At 71.3% G+C, this 17,348-nt stretch carries 13 protein-coding genes; 7 read left to right on the forward strand and 6 right to left on the reverse strand.

All coding sequences use genetic code 11. The features are described 5' to 3' along the window. Nucleotides 1-183: 183 nt before the first annotated feature. Nucleotides 184-672, reverse strand: a complete 489-nt coding sequence (locus PGH47_RS42375; RefSeq protein ID WP_271668329.1) for a hypothetical protein — start codon at nt 670-672, stop codon at nt 184-186. Between the two features lie 434 nt (nt 673-1,106). Between PGH47_RS42375 and PGH47_RS42380 the strand changes: the two genes are divergently transcribed. Then, the gene (locus tag PGH47_RS42380; RefSeq protein WP_271668330.1) at nt 1,107-2,099 is read left to right on the forward strand and encodes a hypothetical protein; all 993 of its coding nucleotides are present in this window, start codon (nt 1,107-1,109) and stop codon (nt 2,097-2,099) included. 617 nt (nt 2,100-2,716) lie between these two features. On the opposite strand, the gene PGH47_RS42385 is transcribed toward PGH47_RS42380, so the two are convergent. The 3 genes from PGH47_RS42385 to PGH47_RS42395 all read right to left on the reverse strand — a co-directional run bounded on the left by PGH47_RS42385 (nt 2,717) and on the right by PGH47_RS42395 (nt 4,545). Beyond that, a complete protein-coding gene (locus PGH47_RS42385) occupies nt 2,717-3,568 on the reverse strand; it encodes a hypothetical protein (protein WP_271668331.1) in 852 nt (283 codons plus the stop codon). A 354-nt stretch (nt 3,569-3,922) separates the two neighbouring features. Beyond that, nucleotides 3,923-4,306 carry a toxin Doc gene (locus PGH47_RS42390; RefSeq protein ID WP_271668332.1) on the reverse strand — a complete coding sequence of 128 codons (384 nt, stop codon included), beginning with the start codon at nt 4,304-4,306 and terminating at the stop codon, nt 3,923-3,925. Next, nucleotides 4,306-4,545 (reverse strand): hypothetical protein, encoded by a 240-nt coding sequence (locus tag PGH47_RS42395; protein ID WP_271668333.1) that lies wholly within the window; start codon nt 4,543-4,545, stop codon nt 4,306-4,308. Before PGH47_RS42395 ends, PGH47_RS42390 begins: the two co-directional genes overlap by 1 nt. A 940-nt stretch (nt 4,546-5,485) precedes the next feature. Between PGH47_RS42395 and PGH47_RS42400 the strand changes: the two genes are divergently transcribed. From PGH47_RS42400 to PGH47_RS42410, 3 genes are read left to right on the forward strand one after another with little or no spacing between them, the layout of a single operon-like run. Beyond that, nucleotides 5,486-7,159 (forward strand): ABC transporter substrate-binding protein, encoded by a 1,674-nt coding sequence (locus PGH47_RS42400; protein ID WP_271668334.1) that lies wholly within the window; start codon nt 5,486-5,488, stop codon nt 7,157-7,159. A 41-nt stretch (nt 7,160-7,200) separates the two neighbouring features. Next, nucleotides 7,201-8,457, forward strand: coding sequence for a metal-dependent hydrolase family protein (locus PGH47_RS42405; protein ID WP_271668335.1), 1,257 nt, complete (start codon nt 7,201-7,203; stop codon nt 8,455-8,457). A 21-nt stretch (nt 8,458-8,478) separates the two neighbouring features. After that, nucleotides 8,479-10,044 carry a phytoene desaturase family protein gene (locus PGH47_RS42410; protein WP_271668336.1) on the forward strand — a complete coding sequence of 522 codons (1,566 nt, stop codon included), beginning with the start codon at nt 8,479-8,481 and terminating at the stop codon, nt 10,042-10,044. Between the two features lie 134 nt (nt 10,045-10,178). Here PGH47_RS42410 and PGH47_RS42415 read toward each other — a convergent pair whose 3' ends face one another. Continuing rightward, complete coding sequence (locus PGH47_RS42415) at nt 10,179-11,384, reverse strand: Glu/Leu/Phe/Val dehydrogenase dimerization domain-containing protein (RefSeq protein WP_271668337.1); 1,206 nt, start codon at nt 11,382-11,384, stop codon at nt 10,179-10,181. Between the two features lie 83 nt (nt 11,385-11,467). Next, nucleotides 11,468-12,649, reverse strand: coding sequence for an N-methyl-L-tryptophan oxidase (gene solA, locus PGH47_RS42420; protein WP_271668338.1), 1,182 nt, complete (start codon nt 12,647-12,649; stop codon nt 11,468-11,470). Nucleotides 12,650-12,874: 225 nt separating this feature from the next. Between solA and PGH47_RS42425 the strand changes: the two genes are divergently transcribed. From PGH47_RS42425 to PGH47_RS42435, 3 genes are read left to right on the forward strand one after another with little or no spacing between them, the layout of a single operon-like run. Then, the gene (locus tag PGH47_RS42425) at nt 12,875-14,950 is read left to right on the forward strand and encodes an acetate--CoA ligase family protein (protein WP_271668339.1); all 2,076 of its coding nucleotides are present in this window, start codon (nt 12,875-12,877) and stop codon (nt 14,948-14,950) included. Then, the gene (locus PGH47_RS42430; RefSeq protein ID WP_271668340.1) at nt 14,947-15,753 is read left to right on the forward strand and encodes an SDR family oxidoreductase; all 807 of its coding nucleotides are present in this window, start codon (nt 14,947-14,949) and stop codon (nt 15,751-15,753) included. The genes PGH47_RS42425 and PGH47_RS42430 overlap by 4 nt, the downstream gene beginning before the upstream one ends. Next, a complete protein-coding gene (locus PGH47_RS42435; protein ID WP_271668341.1) occupies nt 15,750-17,345 on the forward strand; it encodes a 5-guanidino-2-oxopentanoate decarboxylase in 1,596 nt (531 codons plus the stop codon). Before PGH47_RS42430 ends, PGH47_RS42435 begins: the two co-directional genes overlap by 4 nt. Nucleotides 17,346-17,348: the final 3 nt, after the last annotated feature.

Genomic DNA, 17,348 nt, shown 5'->3' on the forward strand with positions numbered 1-17,348 from the left:
ACGATGATCAAGGGCGTACCCGTCGACGTCACCCAGGACTGATGAGGATTCTCGAATTCGGCCAGAGCTGCTCTTCCTCCCCACTTGATCTGGTTGTGAACGATCTGGAGGAAACGCCCGAGCGGGTGCACCAGGTGCCTCGTAACTCCCCTCTCGTCATGAGTCCGGAGCGGGGTTGCGCGCTCACTCGCTGCCTGGGGATTCGGGGACAGCGTGGAAGGATTCGGCGGTGTGGTGGCTGGCGTCGTTTCCCGCTCGATAACGAAAGGCGCCGTGCAGCAGTACGGCCGTCGCACTTCGCGGCACGCTGGCCACGAAGCTGTATCTCGTGGTGAGTCCCGGCTCGATCAAGGTCGCGCTCCACTCCTGCGGCAGCCAGGAGCCCGTCGTCAGGACGTGGGGAATGAGCACTTGGCCGCCGATGTCTGCGCCGGTGATCAGGGGATCGTCGGGATACACGCACCGGAGTTCAAACGTGAGATGGCTGGTCGCGTACTGCACCTGGCCCTTGTTGTCGAGCATGGCAGCCAGCTCCACGAGCCAGGCGTCCCCATGCAGGCTCACGAAACGCACCTCAACGCCGAAGTCAATTCGTTCGGCGTATTCGCGTTGTTGAAGGAAACGCTGATCTTCTCGCCGCCAGATCAGGCTCTGCTGGCGTAGAGCCAACACGTGTCCTCATCAGCATGGGGTGGGTGGGAAGCATCGGCTGCTGTGGATGAAGAAACGCCCATGCAGTCCGTGTGCCCTCCCCCACAGACAACACCCGTGACGCTCATTGGTGCCCGGCACAGGGAACGGAGTGTCTCAGCGACTACGGCAGCCAGCGGTTACGGACAGCCTTTGCCGAGGTCCTCGACGCCAGCCATGTTGTCCTGGCTGCCGGCGCGTGTGGTACGGGCAGTCGCCTCCAGCGCGCCAGAGCCGCCGGTGCCCCTCTTGGCCGTTGCCAACGGTGCCTACGCCAACAGGCCCTCTGCTGTGCCCCGAAGCCTTCTTCCCTGCCTCGGTCCTGGACCGGCCGAACCCGAGGGCTGGCCATTGTCTCGGATCGCATATCCCTTCGCCGGTCACCTGATGGGCGGTTGCCTCCGGAGCAGGCCCGCGTGGCTCACCCCGAGATGCTGGCCATCCTGCCGGTGTGCGACAACTACGCCGTACGCGCGGGGTTCAACACCTTCACTTGGGGCTGGCCAGGGGAAACGACTGTTTCACAGTCTGTGAATCCCGTTTCTGGGGGCAGACTGATCGCCATGGTGCGTCGTGGGCGAAAGGCGGGGTCTGCAGCAGAACCCCTGGTCAGGCCGCAGGTGCAGATCGGTCGATTCGATGGTGTGGCGGCTGTCGGCAAGCTGCGTGGGTGGCATGAGAGCGCGGGGGATCCAGAAGTGGAGCGCATGCCGGCGGATGACGAGATCTACGGTGCTCTTCTCTATACGGAGAGGAACGCGGGGGCTCTGCGCACCCTTCCTTTGGACGTACAGCGGGCGGCTGCTCTGGAGAGGGTTCGTCTCTGGGAGTACATGCGTGAGCGGGCCGATGTACATCAGGCCCGGGCCGTGGCCAACGCCCGGGCAGCCGGTGCGGCGTGGCTGGATCTTGCTCCGGCACTCGCGGTCCGTGCTGCGAGCGCCGCCTACAACAAGGCCCGGCGTCTGCGCGCCGCCCTGCTCTCCGACGACACTCCCGACGCTCCCCCGGTCCGCCGGACACCAGAGGCTGTCGAGGAGGCGGAACGGCGCATCGCGCTTCGGAACGCCGCTGAGCAGCGAGAGCAGGAAGCGGCCAGGCAGCGGAACCACTTGCTCATGCCAGTGGCCCGGCGCCTTTTGGAGCAGCGGGAGGCACTCGGCCCTGACGAGGACGCCGAGTACTGGTTCGACGAGATGGCAGAAGTCCTGCCGAGCTGTGTGACCCCGACTCAGATGGTGAGCCTGGAACGCTACCTGGATGCTGCACTGCGTGTGCTGTCGAAGTTGGAGCAGCGCACGGCGTGTTCTGTGGCGTCGACGGAGGCCGCCCAGGCCGCCCTGGCCGCGGCCAGGCAATGGCAGACACAAGGAACACCCTTCCGCGCAGCCGAGCACTGGCGGAAGTGATTACGGCGTAATCACTCAAGGCGGGTGGGGGAGTGCGTGGGGTGCGGTAGTCGGTAGTCGTGGGGGAGGGAGCGGTCGGGCGGGAGTGATTACGGCGTAATCACTCAAGGCTGCCGGGGAGGTGTGGGGGTGCGGCAGATGTGGGGGAGAGGGTGGTTGGCGGCGGAAGTGATTACGGCGTAATCACTGAGGGCTGCAGGGGGAGTGTGTGGGGTGCGGTAGTCGTGGGGAAGGGGCGGTTGGCAGCGGGAGTGATTACGGCGTAATCACTCAAGGCCGCGCGGGAGTTGTTCTTGCGGTGGTGTGGCCGGTGCGTGGGTAGCGGTGGCCGAGTGCTCAAGGGCGGGCGCAATCGTGGTGCGCGGAGCCTGCGGCCCGACAGCGACCGAAGCGACTGAAGCGACCGGGGGCCGACATTGGCCCAGCCGGTTCGGGGCTGGTCGTATCCGAGGCTGAAGACGCGCACCCGGCTCCGGCAGGCGCGGCAGGCGAGCTGAGCAATGGGCAGGTCAGGGCTGGAGAGCGGAGTGAGCCTGGAGGGGTTCTGCTTCGACTGGCTGTGGCGAGGGGCGTGCGCGGCCCGGCGGGATCGACGGGCCGCGCGGTGCTGATGTGCGTCAGGAGGCTCCCTGGTCGACGATCTCCGCCGACCCCATCATGGCCGCATTCTCGGCCTTCACCGCATCGTAGGTCTGGCCGGGCGGGGGAGCGGCCGGAGGGCTGAACGGCTTGCCGAAGTCGGACAGGAGCACCTCCTGCTTCTTACCGGCCTTCACCTCCAGCACCTTCAGGATGTACGGCTCCTCCTCGGTGGCGACGTACATGGTCATCGCAGCCTTGTCCGACGTGGCCTTCAGGACCACGGCGTTCTGACCGGTCACCGTTGCCCTGCCCGCCTTGGTCGTCGGCTTCACGGTTTTGGGGTTCACCCCCATGTCGTCGAGCCCGCAGTAGAGGGACAGGATGCCCAGTGTGAACGACTTGTCCTTGCTGCCGTACATGTACTTGCCCTTCGCATCGGGCACGGCCTTGAGGAAGGACTTCCCTTCCTCACTGGCGTAGTAGGCGGCCTCGTCCTTCGGCTTGGCCCACACCTGATCCTTCTTGCGGAGAACTTCAAAGGGAGCGCCGGGGGTGATCGCGACCGTACCCGCGCAGTTCCCCTGCTGGTCCATGGTCAGATCGACGGCGCCGGGCACGACCACTCGCAAGGTCGGCGTCGCTGCCGTAGCCGCCAGGGCCTTGTCGAAGATCTGCTGCGCGGAGAGCTTCTCCACCCCGTTGGGCGCTTGCTCTTTCGCTGAGCCCTTGCCGCCCTCGGCGCCCTCGCCGCTCCCCTTCGTCCTGTCGGAGCCGTTCTTGCTCTTGGCCGGCTTGTCGCTGCCGGAGTCGCCTGAGGAGCACCCCGCGGCACCGAGCACGACGACCGCGCCCAGGGCTGCGGCCAGAGCCTGATACGTCCTTGCCATGACTGTTCCCATCCTCGGATTTGCGTCGGCGTTCACCGGCGGGGTGGCCGGCGCCGAACGCGGGACCATGCCAGCACGCACCACTGACAGGGAGACGGCCGCAGAGGCCGCCTCGATGGCTCCGCCGCCTGCTGCCGCTGTCCGAAATCGGCGGCAGGAGGGGAATGTCGCCGAGCGAACCAGGCATAAGGGGGAGAACAGCGTGTCCGGCGTGGCGATGTGCGGGTGGGAAACGCTCAGGGGCGGTGAGCAGAGTGCCGAGCCGTATCTGGAACTCGGCGATCAGCGCGTCGACGGCCGCCTCTGCGCGTACCGGGCCGACCCTCGCTCCGGTACGCGCAGAGGCGGCCGGTGTCAGATTCTCCAGGAGCGCAGTGCGTCGGCCACGGCGTAGATGCTCAGTCGGGTCTCACGCATCTTCCTAGTCAAGTCGGACAAGGCCCCGTAGGGGGGATCGATGCCCTCGCCGGACTGGTCGAGGTACTGGGCGGCGACGAACGCGGCGAAGAGGCTGTTGCGGTGCGGGAGGGGTTCCAGGCGCACGATGGTGTCCAGGAGGGCGGCCGCCCGCCAGGCCGCGTCGGGGTTGGACGCCTCCAGGGTCGGCATGCGCGTCTTGTGCCGGGCGACGGCCGCCACGAGGGCCGAGTAGTCCGTGACCGAGACGTCGTCGCTGCCGAGAGCGGCTTCCTGGACGTCCAGGAGCCAGGAGACGTCGATGTAGAGGATCTCGCCCATCAGGCGGCCGAGGCTCCCCGGCCGCGCTTCGACGGGGGCACCTCGTCGGGGAAGGCTTCGTCGAACTCGGCACGAAGCCGGTCGGCCCACGAGGACGCACCGGAGACGAACCGCTTGCGGTGCATCTCGCGCACGCCCAGGTCGTGCAGGTACTGCTTCAGGCTCTTGCCCTCGGCCGCGGCGGCCGCGCGCACGCCTTCCAGCTCGTCCTCGGTGAAGGTCACGTTCAGCGATGGCATACGCCCCATGGTACCTAATAGGTACCTGCTGATGGGAGGGGCAGGTGCACGACCGGCCCCGGGGCATTGAGGTCACCTCGTACGGCGTCCCGGCGGATACGGTTGCTTCGGTCGCTGCCTCGCCCTGCCGCAATGCCCAGGTCGGAACGTTGTGATGGTGTTCTCAGCGACTGAAGCGACTGTTGTTCGAACATGTCCGGCGGCCACCAGTGTGACGCGCTGCCCGGGCTTGACGACGACTGACCCGAGCGTCCGGTCCTCGAGGGTGTGCCCGCTCCGTCGCTCCTGGCCGCACTGATCACAACCCATGCGCGTTCTCGGCTGCGTTCCCGTGTGCGAGCCCGATGAGGTCGCGCCGGGGCGAGACCAGGGGCCGGATCGCTGCGGCCTTTTGCTCATCCGACCTGAGCAGTCCACCGGGTAAGGGGTGACCATCGCGCCCCCCGCCTTCACTCTCACCGAGTCCGGCGCCGGCTAGTGACGTGGGCCGCCGAACCCGCTCCGAAGGGCGTCTCCAGATGGCGGAGGAAAACAGGAAGTTGCGTGCCGTCGGAACGCCTGCCGTCACCGCCGGAAACCTTCTCATCTGCTGTTTCGCATGTGGGAGCGTCAGGGCATGAGCGGCTCTCAGGCCCGCTTACCGACTGACGCATCGGTCAATAAGTCCGGCGCGAATCGTTGACATGGCGGAAGTCGCGGGGCTACGTTCCCTGCAACTCGACGACCGTCGAGGGGCGGTGACGGACCGCGCCTCGGCCGCGCGGGATCTGTCAGGGCGACGCGTACCCCGCGCTGCCGCCGGTCCTCGTCCGCGTCTCTCACCCACCCCTCGCTCGCGCTCCTCGCCCACGGCACTCGCTCACGCTCCTTGCTCACGGCCCCTGGCACCGCGCCGCCAGCATCCCTCGCCTTCCTACGGTGGTCTCACGAGAGGACAACCATGGCCGGACCCCCGCACACCCCGACCCGGCGACAGCTCCTGGCCGCCGGTGCCGCCGGGGGCGCCGGTCTGCTGCTGAACGGCTGCACCACGGACCCGCGGCCCGTCCGGCTCGGCCCCGCCGCCCAGGTGGCCCGGTGGGCTCCCGGTCCCGGCGACCCGGCCGGGGCGCGCCGAGGGGGCAAGGTCGTCACCGCCTGGGCGACGGAGGCACAGTCCTACGACCCCGCGATCGGCTGGGACCTGCACAGCTGGGAAGCCATCTCGACGGTCCTGCACTCCCCGCTGTACAGCTACGCCGGACAGAACGGCGGGCCCGCCCCGCTGGCCGCCGCGGCGATGCCGAAGGTGTCCGGGGACGGCCGGGTCTACACCGTGCCGCTGCGGCGGAACGTTCGTTTCCACAACGGCCGGCCGGTCACCGCACAGGATTACGTCGCCAGCTGGACCCGCGTCCTCGACCCGGACGTGGCTTCCTGGGCGGCGAGCTATCTCTTCGGGATCGAGGGCGCCCAGGCGGTCTACGAGCAGAAGGCGAAAGCGGTCAGCGGCCTGACGGCCCTCGACTCCCACACCCTGCGGATCCGGCTGGCCGAGCCGGACGTCCTCATGCTCGCCCTGCTGTGCCAGCCGTACACGGCCGCCCTGCCGGCCGAGGAGATCCGCCGTCTCGGCAGTTCCTTCGGCCGCACCCCGGTCGGCACCGGCCCCTTCCGCGTCACCCGGTACGACGGCAAGGGCCAGCGGGCCACGTTCCGGCGCTTCGAGAAGTACTTCTGGCCCGGCAGCCCGCTCATCGACACGCTGGAGTACCGCTGGGGCATCGACTACGCGATGCAGTCGCTCCAGCTGAACGGGGGCAGCGTCGACGTCCTGGGGGAGGGGCTGGTGTCCAGCCAGGCGGCCCGCTTCACCGCGGACCCCGGCACCCGGGAGAAGTTCGTCCACCCCGTGCCCATCCGGGGCAACCAGTGGCTCGCCCTCAACCTCAGGCGCAGGGAACTGCGCGACCGGCGGGTGCGGCAGGCGCTGAACTGGGCGGTGGACCGCGAGCAGCTGATGCGGGTCACCTTCGGCCTGTCCGACCCGTGGGGCTCCCCCTTCCCCAAGCAGCTCGACCGTTACCAGCGCACCGCGCAGCCCTACACCCACGACCCCGAGCGGGCTCGTGCCCTGCTGCGGGAGGCCGGCGTCGAACGGCTGCGGCTGGACTTCCCGCTCGGCACCCAGGAGCCGTGGCCGCTGCTCTCCCAGGTCCTGCAGCAGCAGTTGGCCGAGGTGGGTGTGGACATCGACCTGCGGCCGATGGGCCAGTCCGCCTTCGACCAGATCACCGCCGAGGGCGAGGGGGACATGTACGGCAACCGCCTCTACCTCAGCCTGAACAGCGCCCTGGAGATGGTGTCGTCCAACTACACCTCGGACGCCTCGTACAACTACACCGGCTACAACAACCGGCGGGTGGACGAGCTCACCGCCAAGGCGCGCACGAGCCGCACGGCCGAGACCGCCAACTCGCTGCTGGCGCAGGTCGAGGAGGAACTCGTGCGGGACGCGCCCGCGGTCTTCCTCGCCAACATGAACTTCCTCGGGGCCAGGCGGCCGGAGATCCACAACTACCAGATGCGCGGAGAGACGGGCACGTACTACGACCGGCTGTGGATCGGCCCGTGACCTCGGTGGCCGAAACCCGGGACAACGAGAGAGGGAAGCAGATGGCCGTTGCACTGCGTTGCGCGCGGTTGGTGGACGTCGAGGCGGGTGCGGTCCTGCCCGATCGGACCGTCGTCATCGAGGGCGACCGCATCGCCGCCGTACGGCCGGGCGGCGAACCCCTGCCCGAGGGGATGCGGCTGATAGACCTCGGCGAGGCGTCGCTCGCTCCCGGGCTCATCGATCTGCACACCCACCTGGTGGGCCCGGCCGCGTGCGGGGACTTCCTGCAGGAACTGAAGCTGTCCGGCGCGCAATTGGCCCTCGACGGGGTGGCGCACGCCCGGGACACCCTGCACGCCGGTTTCACCACCGTCCGGGACGTCGGCACCTTCCACGCCTTCGTGGACGTGGCGCTGCGGGACGCCATCGACCGGGGCATCGTGCCGGGCCCGCGCATGGCCGTCGCCGGGGCCTTCGTCGGTGTCTCCACCGGCGGCGGCATGATCGTGGGACTCACCCCGGGCATCGAACTGCCGCGGCACTACCGGCTCGGCTCGGTGCGCGACGTACCCGACGTCCGCGAACGCGTCCGTGAACTGCTCACCGGCGGCGCCGACGTGATCAAGCTGATCGCCACCGGGGCGGTGCTGACCTCCGGCACGGTTCCCGGCGCGCCGGAGCTGCGCGAGGAACAGATCCGGGCGGCCGTCGAGGAAGCCCAGTGGTACGGCGCGTACGTCGCCGCGCACGCGCATGGTGCCGAGGGCATCAAGTGGGCGATCCGGGCCGGGGTGCGCTCCATCGAGCACGGCACGGAACTGGACGACGAGAGCATCGAGTTGATGCTGGAGCACGGCACCTATCTGTCCGCCGACATCTGGTGGAGCGACTGGCTGAACAAGCACCCGGAGCAGTTCGACGACGAGCAGCGGGCCAAGAACGACGCGGCGACCGAACGACAGCGGCAGAGCTTCGCGAAGGCGGTGCGGGCGGGGGTGCGGGTCGGCTTCGGCACGGACGCCGGCTGCTTCCCGCACGGCCTGCAGACACGTCAGCTGGCCACCATGTGCGAGTGGGGCATGACCCCGCTGCAGGCACTGCGCGCCGCGACCCTCACCAGCGCCGAGTGCATGGGCTGGGAGGACCGCGTCGGTTCCATCACCCCGGGCAAGTACGCCGACCTCGTCGCGGTGACCGGGGACCCGCAGGACCCCGCCTCCTTCAACGACGTCCGCTTCGTCATGAAGGGCGGCGAAGTCGTCCGCGACGACCTCCCGGCGGCGGTGCCATCAGTCAGCGGAGAAAGAACTGTGTGACGTCGGGAGAGAGCAGGAACCATGCCTCGGAATGCCAAGTTCTCGCAGGACGTCTATGACGTCGTCATCGTCGGTGGCGGCCACAACGGCCTGGTCGCCGCCTCCTACCTGGCCCGGGCGGGGCGCTCCGTGCTCCTGCTCGAACGGCTCGGCACCACAGGCGGTGCGGCCGTGTCGACCCGTGCCTTCTCCGGAGTGGACGCGCGCCTGTCGCGCTATTCCTACCTGGTGTCCCTGCTTCCGCCGAAGATCGTGCAGGATCTCGGGCTGCGCTTCCAGGTGCGCAAGAGGTCCATCTCGTCCTACACGCCGGTCGAGCGCGCCGGCCGTGCCACCGGCTTGCTGGTCGGCGGGGGTGAGGAGCGGACCCGGGCGGCGTTTCGGGCCTTCACCGGCTCGGACGCCGAGTACACGTCCTGGCGGGAGTTCTACGCGATGACGGAGCGGGTCGCCAAGAGGGTGTTTCCCACCCTCACCGAGCCGCTTCCCAGCCGGGAGGAGCTGCGGGCCCGGATCGATGACCCCGCCGCCTGGCGGACGCTGTTCGAGGAGCCCCTCGGCGTCACCATCGAGGACCGCTTCAAGGACGACGTCGTGCGGGGTGTCGTACTCACGGACGGGCTGATCGGCACGTTCACCGACGCCCACGACCCGGGCCTGGCCCAGAACATCTGCTTCCTCTACCACGTCATCGGCGGCGGGACGGGCGACTGGGACGTACCGGTCGGTGGCATGGGCGCCCTGACCGGCGAGCTGGCCCGGACCGCGAGGGAGGCCGGAGCCGAGATCGCCACCGGTCACGAGGTCGTGCGCGTCGAGCCCGACGAGCGCCTGGCCGTGGTCACCTACGACGACGGGTCGGGGGAGTCGACGGTCGCTGCCCGCAAGGTACTGGTCAACGCCTCGCCCGAGGCGCTGGCCGGCATGCTCGGCGACACCGTCGACGAGCCGGCTGAGGGCGCACAGCTCAAGGTCAACATGCTGCTGCGGCGGCTGCCGCGGCTGCGGGACACCTCAGTGGATCCGAAGGAGGCGTTCTCGGGTACCTTCCACATCTCCGAGAGCTACGACCAACTGGCCCGCGCCTATCGCGAGGCGGCCGAGGGCCGGCTCCCGTCGGCCCCGCCGTCGGAGATCTACTGCCACTCGCTGACCGACCCGTCGATACTCGGCCCCGAACTGGCCGCCCAGGGCTGTCAGACGCTGACGATGTTCGGGCTGCACGCCCCGGCCCGGCTGTTCGTGGAGGACAACGAGGCGGCCCGGGAGGCGCTGACCAAGGCGGCTCTGGCCGAGCTCGACTCGGTGCTGGCCGAACCGATCGCCGACTGTCTCGCGCTGGACGAGGACGGCCGCCCCTGCATCGAGGCGAAGACACCGATCGATCTGGAGGACGAGCTGCGGCTGCCGGCCGGCAACATCTTCCACCGTTCCCTGGCCTTCCCGCACGCGGGCGAGACGACCGGACGGTGGGGTGTGGAGACGCCGTACCCCAACGTGCTGCTGTGCGGCGCCGGTGCCGTGCGCGGCGGCGGGGTGAGCGGCGTGCCAGGTCACAATGCCGCCATGGCCGTCCTCGGCGAATGAGCGAGAGCCGGGGAACCCCCGAGGGGGACGGACGGCTGTCGCACCGGGCCGTTCCCGCCTCGTGGGCAGCCGGGAAAGCGCCGCGTTCCTGTCCTCAGGCACCTGGGCACCTGCCCAGGTGCCCCGCCCGGCGGCTACGTGAACGCGGCCTCGATGGCGGTGAGGTTCCGTTCCACCACGGCCTGTGCGGCCTGCCTCGGGGTGATGCCCTCGGCCGCGGCGCCATCGAGCATGTTCTCGGTGAGCCGGCGCATGGCCGAGCGGACCATGGTGTGTGCCTCGTCGGAGTCCGCCGCGATGTCGCCGAACAGCGTCCACCACCACCAGGCGTTGGTGGCGGAGTTGACCACGAAGTCCGGCAGGACTCTCACCCCGCGGGCGTGCAGCGCGGCCTCCGCCTCGGGCAGCACCGGCATGTTCGCCGCCTCGGCGATCACCCGGGCCGTGATCCGGTGCTGGTCGGCGGGTGTGACGCAGTACGAGACGGCCGCCGGCACCAGGACGTCGCACTCGATGTCGAGCCAGGTGTCCCCGTCCGCCTCGGTGTCCTGCGGACGCAACTGCGTCCGGTCGACGCCGCCGAAGGCGTCCCGGGTGAGCAACAGCCGCTCCACGTCGAGGCCCTGGTCGCATCTGACCACGCCGTGCGCGTCGGCGATGCCCACCACTTTCACGCCCGCCCGGGCGAGATAGCGGGCGGTGGCGCCACCCATGGAGCCGAACCCCTGCACGACGGCGCGGGCCGAGCCGTGCTCCAGGCCGGCCCGGTCCAGGGCCGCCAGCGCGGACTCCGCGACCCCGAGGCCGCCGACGAGCTCCGGCAGCGGCACCCCGTCGACGGTGACGGCGAACGCGTCCGCGAGCCGCCGCCGGGCCGTCACCGGATCGTCCAGCAGCGGGTAGATCGCCTCGATCGTGCTGTCCAGCCCCTGCTTCGCGGCGGCCTCGTCGATGCCGTCCTGACGGACACCCAGGTCCTCGCCCGTCGTCCAGTAGTCACGCAGGACCGGCTTGATCCCTTGCAGGAACCGGCCGAGCACCGCCGGGCTCTCGGGGTCCCGCGGGCTGAAGTCGATGCCGCCCTTCGCCCCGCCGAGCGGGATGTAGCGCCGGGCGGGATCGTAGTGGAGGGCTTCCTTGCGGGTCATGCCGGCGGCGAGCCCGCGTACCTCCTCCAGAGTGCAGCCGTCCCGCATCCGCAGACCGCCGCTCGCCACGCCGCGCACGAGCCGGTCGATGACCACGAAGCCCTGCCGCCCGGTGACCGGGTCGGTCCAGACGATCTCCAGATACGGTGCGCGGTTGGCCGTGGCGCCAGGGGTGGTGAAGGTGGCAGTCATACGTGGTCGTCCGTCCCTTTGCCCGGTACGGGGCGCTGTCGAGGCAGGGTGTCGTGCCGGCCGGGGGTCCGGTCCGGCGTCGGTCAGGTCATCCAGTTGACCGGGTGGCCGGGGTCGGTGAGCGCCGGCCGGTCCGGGCGGAAGGGCGTGTACGGCTCGGTGGCGCCGAGGCCCGGGTCGCCGGCGAGTTCGGCCAGCATCCGGCCCAGGGTGGGTGCGAACTTGAAGGCGTGCCCCGCGCCGAGGCCGACCAGGACCCGCTCCGCCTCCGGTACGGCGCCGAGCACGAAGTCCCGGTCCGGGGTGAGGGTGTAGAGACAGCGCTTGGACCGTATCGGCGCACCGCTGCCCGGGAAGGTCGCGGCCATGAAGGACGACAGCCGCTCCAGCATGACCGGGTCGGTCGTACCGGTGCGGTCGTCCGGGCCGGCCTCGGGACCGCCGCAGTCCTCACCGGCCTTGACCGTGGCCTCGCCGTAGCAGGGGAAGCCGAAGAAGCTCGGGTCGTCGAGCCAGATCCACACCGGGAACGCCTCGGGGGCGAAACGGGCCGGGTCGGCCGGCTCGAAGTAGGTGATCTGCTGGTCGAGGACCGTGAGCGGGATGTTCCGGCCCAGCGGCTCAAGCAGTCGGTCGGTCCAGGCGTCGGCGCACAGCACCACCTTGTCGGCGCAGTAGCGTCCGCCGGGCGTCACCACCTCGACGCCGTGCGCCCTGTGGTGCAGCGCCGTGACCGCGGTCCGGTCCATCAGCACGGCGCCGGAGCGCAGCGCCAGCCGCTGCATCGCGGCCACCGACCGCGCGGCCGGGACGATGGAGGTGCGCTCCTGGTAGAGGGTGGTGGTCCCCTCCGGGAGGCTGACCTGCGGCCACCGGGAGCGGACCTCCTCGACGTCGAGCACTTCGTAGGGGATCCGCTCGGTGTCCAGGCTCCTGGTGTAGTCGTCCAGGGGAAGCGCGGAGCCCCGCGGGCACAGGTCGATCCCGCCGGTGGTGGTCACCAGGGTCTCGCCGGACGCTTCCTCCAGCGTCGCCCAGTCCGCATAGGCGTGATGGGTGAGCCGGACGTAGTCGGGCCGGTGGTAGCTGTGCCGGAGGATCCGGGAGGTGTCGTGGGAGGCCCCGCGGTCGTGTCCGAAGGCGAACTGTTCCAGGCCGAGGACGCTGCGTCCGGACCGGGCGAGGTGCCAGGCGGCGGCTGATCCCAGTCCCCCCAGGCCCACCACGATGACGTCGAAGCTCTGGGTACCCGCGTGAGCGCTCATGGAGATCCTTTCCGCCGCGCAGAGGGGGGTGCCTCGACGATGGCCGAGGATCCCCAGGGATGTCAATAGATCCTGAACCTGTTGCTGACTCGCAAGTCAGTCGCCTGGGCGGCGTCCTGCCGCTGGTGGCAGGCATTGACATGACGTCGAGCCAAGCCTCACGATCCATATTACTGACTGTATGGCCAGTCAGTAGTGATCCCTTCGTGTGAGGAGTCGAGACTCATGAGCGACCCGCCCGCCGGCCCTTTGGACTCCTCGCTGGCCGTGTTCCGCGACCCGGCGTCGGTGGCCGTCGTCGGTGCCTCGTCGAACCCGGCCAAGTGGGGCCACTGGCTCGCCCGCGGCGCCCTCGCGGGCCGCGACCGGCGCTCCGTTCACCTGGTCTCCCGCAACGCCGGCGACATCCTGGGCGCGCCGACGGCGCCCACGCTCGCGGACCTGCCCGAGGTGCCGGACCTGGTCGCCCTGTGCGTACCGGCGCCGCAGGTCGCCCCCGTGGTCGACGCGGCGCTGCGGCTCGGCGTCCGCGGGTTCCTCGGCATCACCGCGGGCGTCCCCGACCCGGCCGGCCTGGCCGCGCGCATCACCGCCGCCGGCGCCAGGATCATCGGTCCGAGCAGTCTCGGCCTGTACGACGCCGAGACCCGACTGCACATCGCCTGGGGCGACTTCCGTCCCGGGCGGCTGGCCGTCGTCTCGCAGAGCGGCCAGGTCGGCAGCGAACTGGCCCAGCTGGCACAGCGCGCCGGACTCGGCATCTCCCGCTTCGTCTCGGTCGGCGGCCAGGCGGACGTCACCATGGCCGACCTGCTCGACGACCTCGCCGACCACGCCCGCACCGCCGTCGTCGCCCTGTACGCCGAGGGCTTCGACGACGGAGAGCGCCTCTTCGCCGCCGTACGCAGGCTGCGCCGGGCCGGCAAGCCCGTGCTCGTGCTGAGCGCCGGTGACAGCGAGGCCGGTGCGCGCGCCGCCCGCTCCCACACCAGTGCCCTGACCTCACCGGCGGAACAGGTCGACGCCGCCTGCCGGGCGGCCGGTGCCCTACGCCTGCCCACCCCCGCCGCCCTGGTCGACGTGGCCGCCTGCCTCACGGCGGACGTCGCGCCCCGCGGCCGGCGCGTCGCCGTGCTCAGCGACAGCGGCGGACAGGGCGCGCTCGCCGCCGACTGCGCCCACCGCGACGGCCTCGCCGTTCCCCGGCTGAGCGGCGGACTCGCCGATGAGATCGCCGCCCTGCTGCCGCCGACCGCCGCCACCGACAACCCGGTGGACCTCGCCGGAGCGGGGGAGCAGAACCTGTCCAGCTACACCGCCGTGGCCAGCGCCCTGCTGCGCTCCGGAGAGGTCGACACTGTCCTGCTGTCGGGCTACTTCGGCCGCTACGGGCTGGACACCGCCGCCCTGGCCAGGGCGGAGCGGGACGAGGCCGCCGCCCTGGCCGCGCTGCCGCCCCGGTACCGGCGGGCGCTCGTGGTGCACTCCATGGGCGCCGAAGGCGACACCGCGGCGCTGCTGCGCGACCTCGGCGTCCCCGTGTTCCCGACCGTCGGCGCCGCCACGCAGGCTCTGTCGGGCGCCGTCGAACTGGACGCCCGCCCGGTCCGGGACGCGCCCGCGGCCGACCCCGATGTCCTCGCACCGCGTGGCTTCTGGGAAACCAGGGCCGCGCTGCTGAGAGCCGGAATCGGGTTCCCCGAGGCGCGGCTTGTCCGTGACCAGCCCCAACTTCTCGCTGCGACAGGTGAGTTGAGGCCCCCCTATGTGCTGAAAGCGACCTGGATCGAGCACAAGACCGAAGCGGGCGGGGTCCGCGTCGGCCTCGCCGACGGTGCCGCCGCGACCGCCGCCTTCGACACCATGCGCCGGCACCTCGGCGAGGGCGCCTACCTGCTGGAGGAGCAGGACGTCCGGCCGCATGTCACCGAGCTGATCGTCGGCGCCCGCCGGGCCCCCGGGCTCGGCCCGATGGTGACCGTCGGCGCGGGCGGCACACGGGCCGAGGTCCACCGCGACACCGTCACCGAGTGCGCGCCCCTCTCACCGGAACAGGCCCTCGACATGATCGGCCGGCTGCGCTGCGCCCCGCTGCTCACCGGCTGGCGCGGCGCGCCCCCGGCCGACCTGGACTGTCTGGCGCAGGCCGTGGTGGCGGTCTCCCGCCTGATCACCCGGTACCGGGGGGACCGGGTCGAACTGGAGATCAACCCGTTGCGGGTCGGTCCCGACGGAGCCGTCGCCGTCGACGCGCTGCTGCTCGCCCCGGCCGAAGGCCACGACACACAGGGAGAGGCATGAACGTCCACACGACTTCCCCGGAGTTCGCCGGACAGGTGGCCCTGGTCACCGGCGGAGGGTCGGGCATCGGCAGGGCCGTCGCCCGGCGCTGGGCCGCGGGCGGCGGCCACGCCACCGTGCTGGGCCGCCGCGAGGACGCGCTCCACGAGACCGTGCAGCTGATCGAGACCGCCGGCGGCAGCGCCGACCTCGTCGCCTGCGACGTCCGTGACGCGTCTGCGGTGGACCGGGCCGTGGACACCGTGGCCCTCCGGCACGGCCGGCTCGACGCCCTGGTCAACAACGCCGCGGGCAACTTCGTCGTACCCGGCGAGAAGCTCTCCCCGGGCGGCTGGAAAGCCGTCATCGACATCGTCCTCAACGGCACCTTCCACTGCACCCGGGCCGCCGCCCGCCACATGCTGGAGCAGGGCGCCGGCACGGTGCTCAACGTCATCGCCAGCTACGCCTGGCACGGCCACCCCGGCACCGTGCACAGCGCCGCCGCCAAGGCGGGCGTTCTCGCCATGACACGGACCCTGGCCGTGGAATGGGCCGCGCGCGGAGTCCGGCTGAACTGCCTGGCCCCCGGCCCGACCGAGACCGAGGGCGCCTCGGCCGCGCTGTGGCCGACGCGGGAGGCCCGCGCCCGCGTCCTCGCCAGCGTGCCCGCCGCCCGCTTCACCACCCCCGAGGAAGTCGCCGAGACGGCGGCGTTCCTGCTCGGGGAGCGTGCCGCCTACATCACCGGAGAAGTGCTCACCGTCGACGGCGGGCAGTGGCTCGGCAAACCCGTCTACACCGACCCGGGGGCCGGCGCATGACGGAGAAGCTCACCGGCGGCGAGGCGCTCGTCGCGGCCCTGCGCGCCCACGGCACGGACACCGTCTTCGGCATCCCCGGCACCCACAACCTCCCCGTCTACGCGGCTCTTTCCCGCCACGGCGTACGCAACGTCACCCCCCGGCACGAACAGGGCGCCGGATACGCCGCCGACGGCTGGGCCCGCGCCTCGGGGCGGCCCGGTGTCTGCCTGACCACCACCGGCCCGGCGCTGCTCAACGCCGCCACCGCCGCGGCGCAGGCCCACTCCGACTCCGTCCCGGTGCTGTTCCTCTCGCCGGGCCTTCCGCTGCGCCACCCCGGCCGCGGCAACGGCCACCTGCACGAGGTGAAGGACCAGCGGGCCGCGCTGGACGCCGTCGTCGCCTACAGCCACCGCGTCACCCGCGTCGAGGAGATCCCTGCCGCGGTCGCCTGCGCGTTCGCCGCGATGGCCACCGGCCGCCCGCGCCCCGTGCACCTGGAGATCCCCCTGGACCTGCTCGACGAGCAGGCCCCGGTCACGATCGCCGAGCCGGTCCCGGTGCCGGCCCTGGCACCCGCCCTGCCCCAGGTCCGGGCCGCCGTCCGGGTCCTCGCCGACGCGGCGCGCCCGGTGGTCGTCGCGGGCGGCGGCGCGAGCGGCGCGGCCGGGACGCTGCGGACCCTCGCGGAACACCTCGGCGCGCCCGTCGTCACCACCGCCAACGGCAAGGGCGTCCTCGCGGACGACCATCCCCTGGCCGTCGGCGCCGGACTGCACCACCGGGCCGTGCACGACCTGGTGCGCGACGCCGACGCCGTCCTCGCGGTCGGCACCGAACTCGCCCCCAGCGACCTGTGGTCCGGGCCGCTCGACCTGCCGGGCACGCTGATACGCGTCGATGCCGACGCCGCGGGCGTCACCGCCAACGCCCTGCCGGACATCGCGCTCGTCGCCGACGCCGCGCTCGCACTGCGCGCCCTGCTGGAGCACATGCCCGCCCCCGGCGACGCGGCCCCGGGAGCGCGCCGCGCGACGCGCGCCCGCGCGGAGCACCGGGAGCAGGCCCGTGCCGAAGGCTCCGCCCATCTGGGCCTGACCCGGGCGCTGGCGGGGGCCCTGGGCCGCGATGGCGTCCTGGCCGGCGACTCCACCATGGCCTGCTACTACGGCGCCCTGTCCAACCTGCCCGCGTACAAGCCCCGTTCGTTCCTCTATCCGACGGGCCTGGGCACCCTCGGCTACGGGCTGCCCGCCGCGATCGGCGCCAAACTGGCCCGCCCCGAGGCGCCCGTGGTGGCCCTGCACGGCGACGGCGGGCTGATGTTCACCGTGCAGGAACTGGCCACCGCGGCCCAACTGCGGCTGCCGCTGCCCGTGGTCGTCGTGGACAACGGCGGCTACGGCGAGATCCGCGACGAGATGGACGCCCGCGGCGAGCCCGTCCACGCCGTGGACCTGCCCTTTGTCGACTTCCCCCTGGTGGCCCGCGCCATGGGCTGCCACGGGCTGCGCGCCGACGACGAGCCGCAGCTGGCCCGCGCTCTCCAAGCGGCCCTCGCGGCGGACCGGCCCACCCTGATCCACCTCCCCGAATCGGCCGCCGGCTGAGAT

It is taken from the genome of Streptomyces sp. HUAS 31, assembly GCF_028198125.1.
In the GTDB taxonomy this organism is placed as follows: Bacteria; Actinomycetota; Actinomycetes; order Streptomycetales; family Streptomycetaceae; genus Streptomyces; species Streptomyces chartreusis.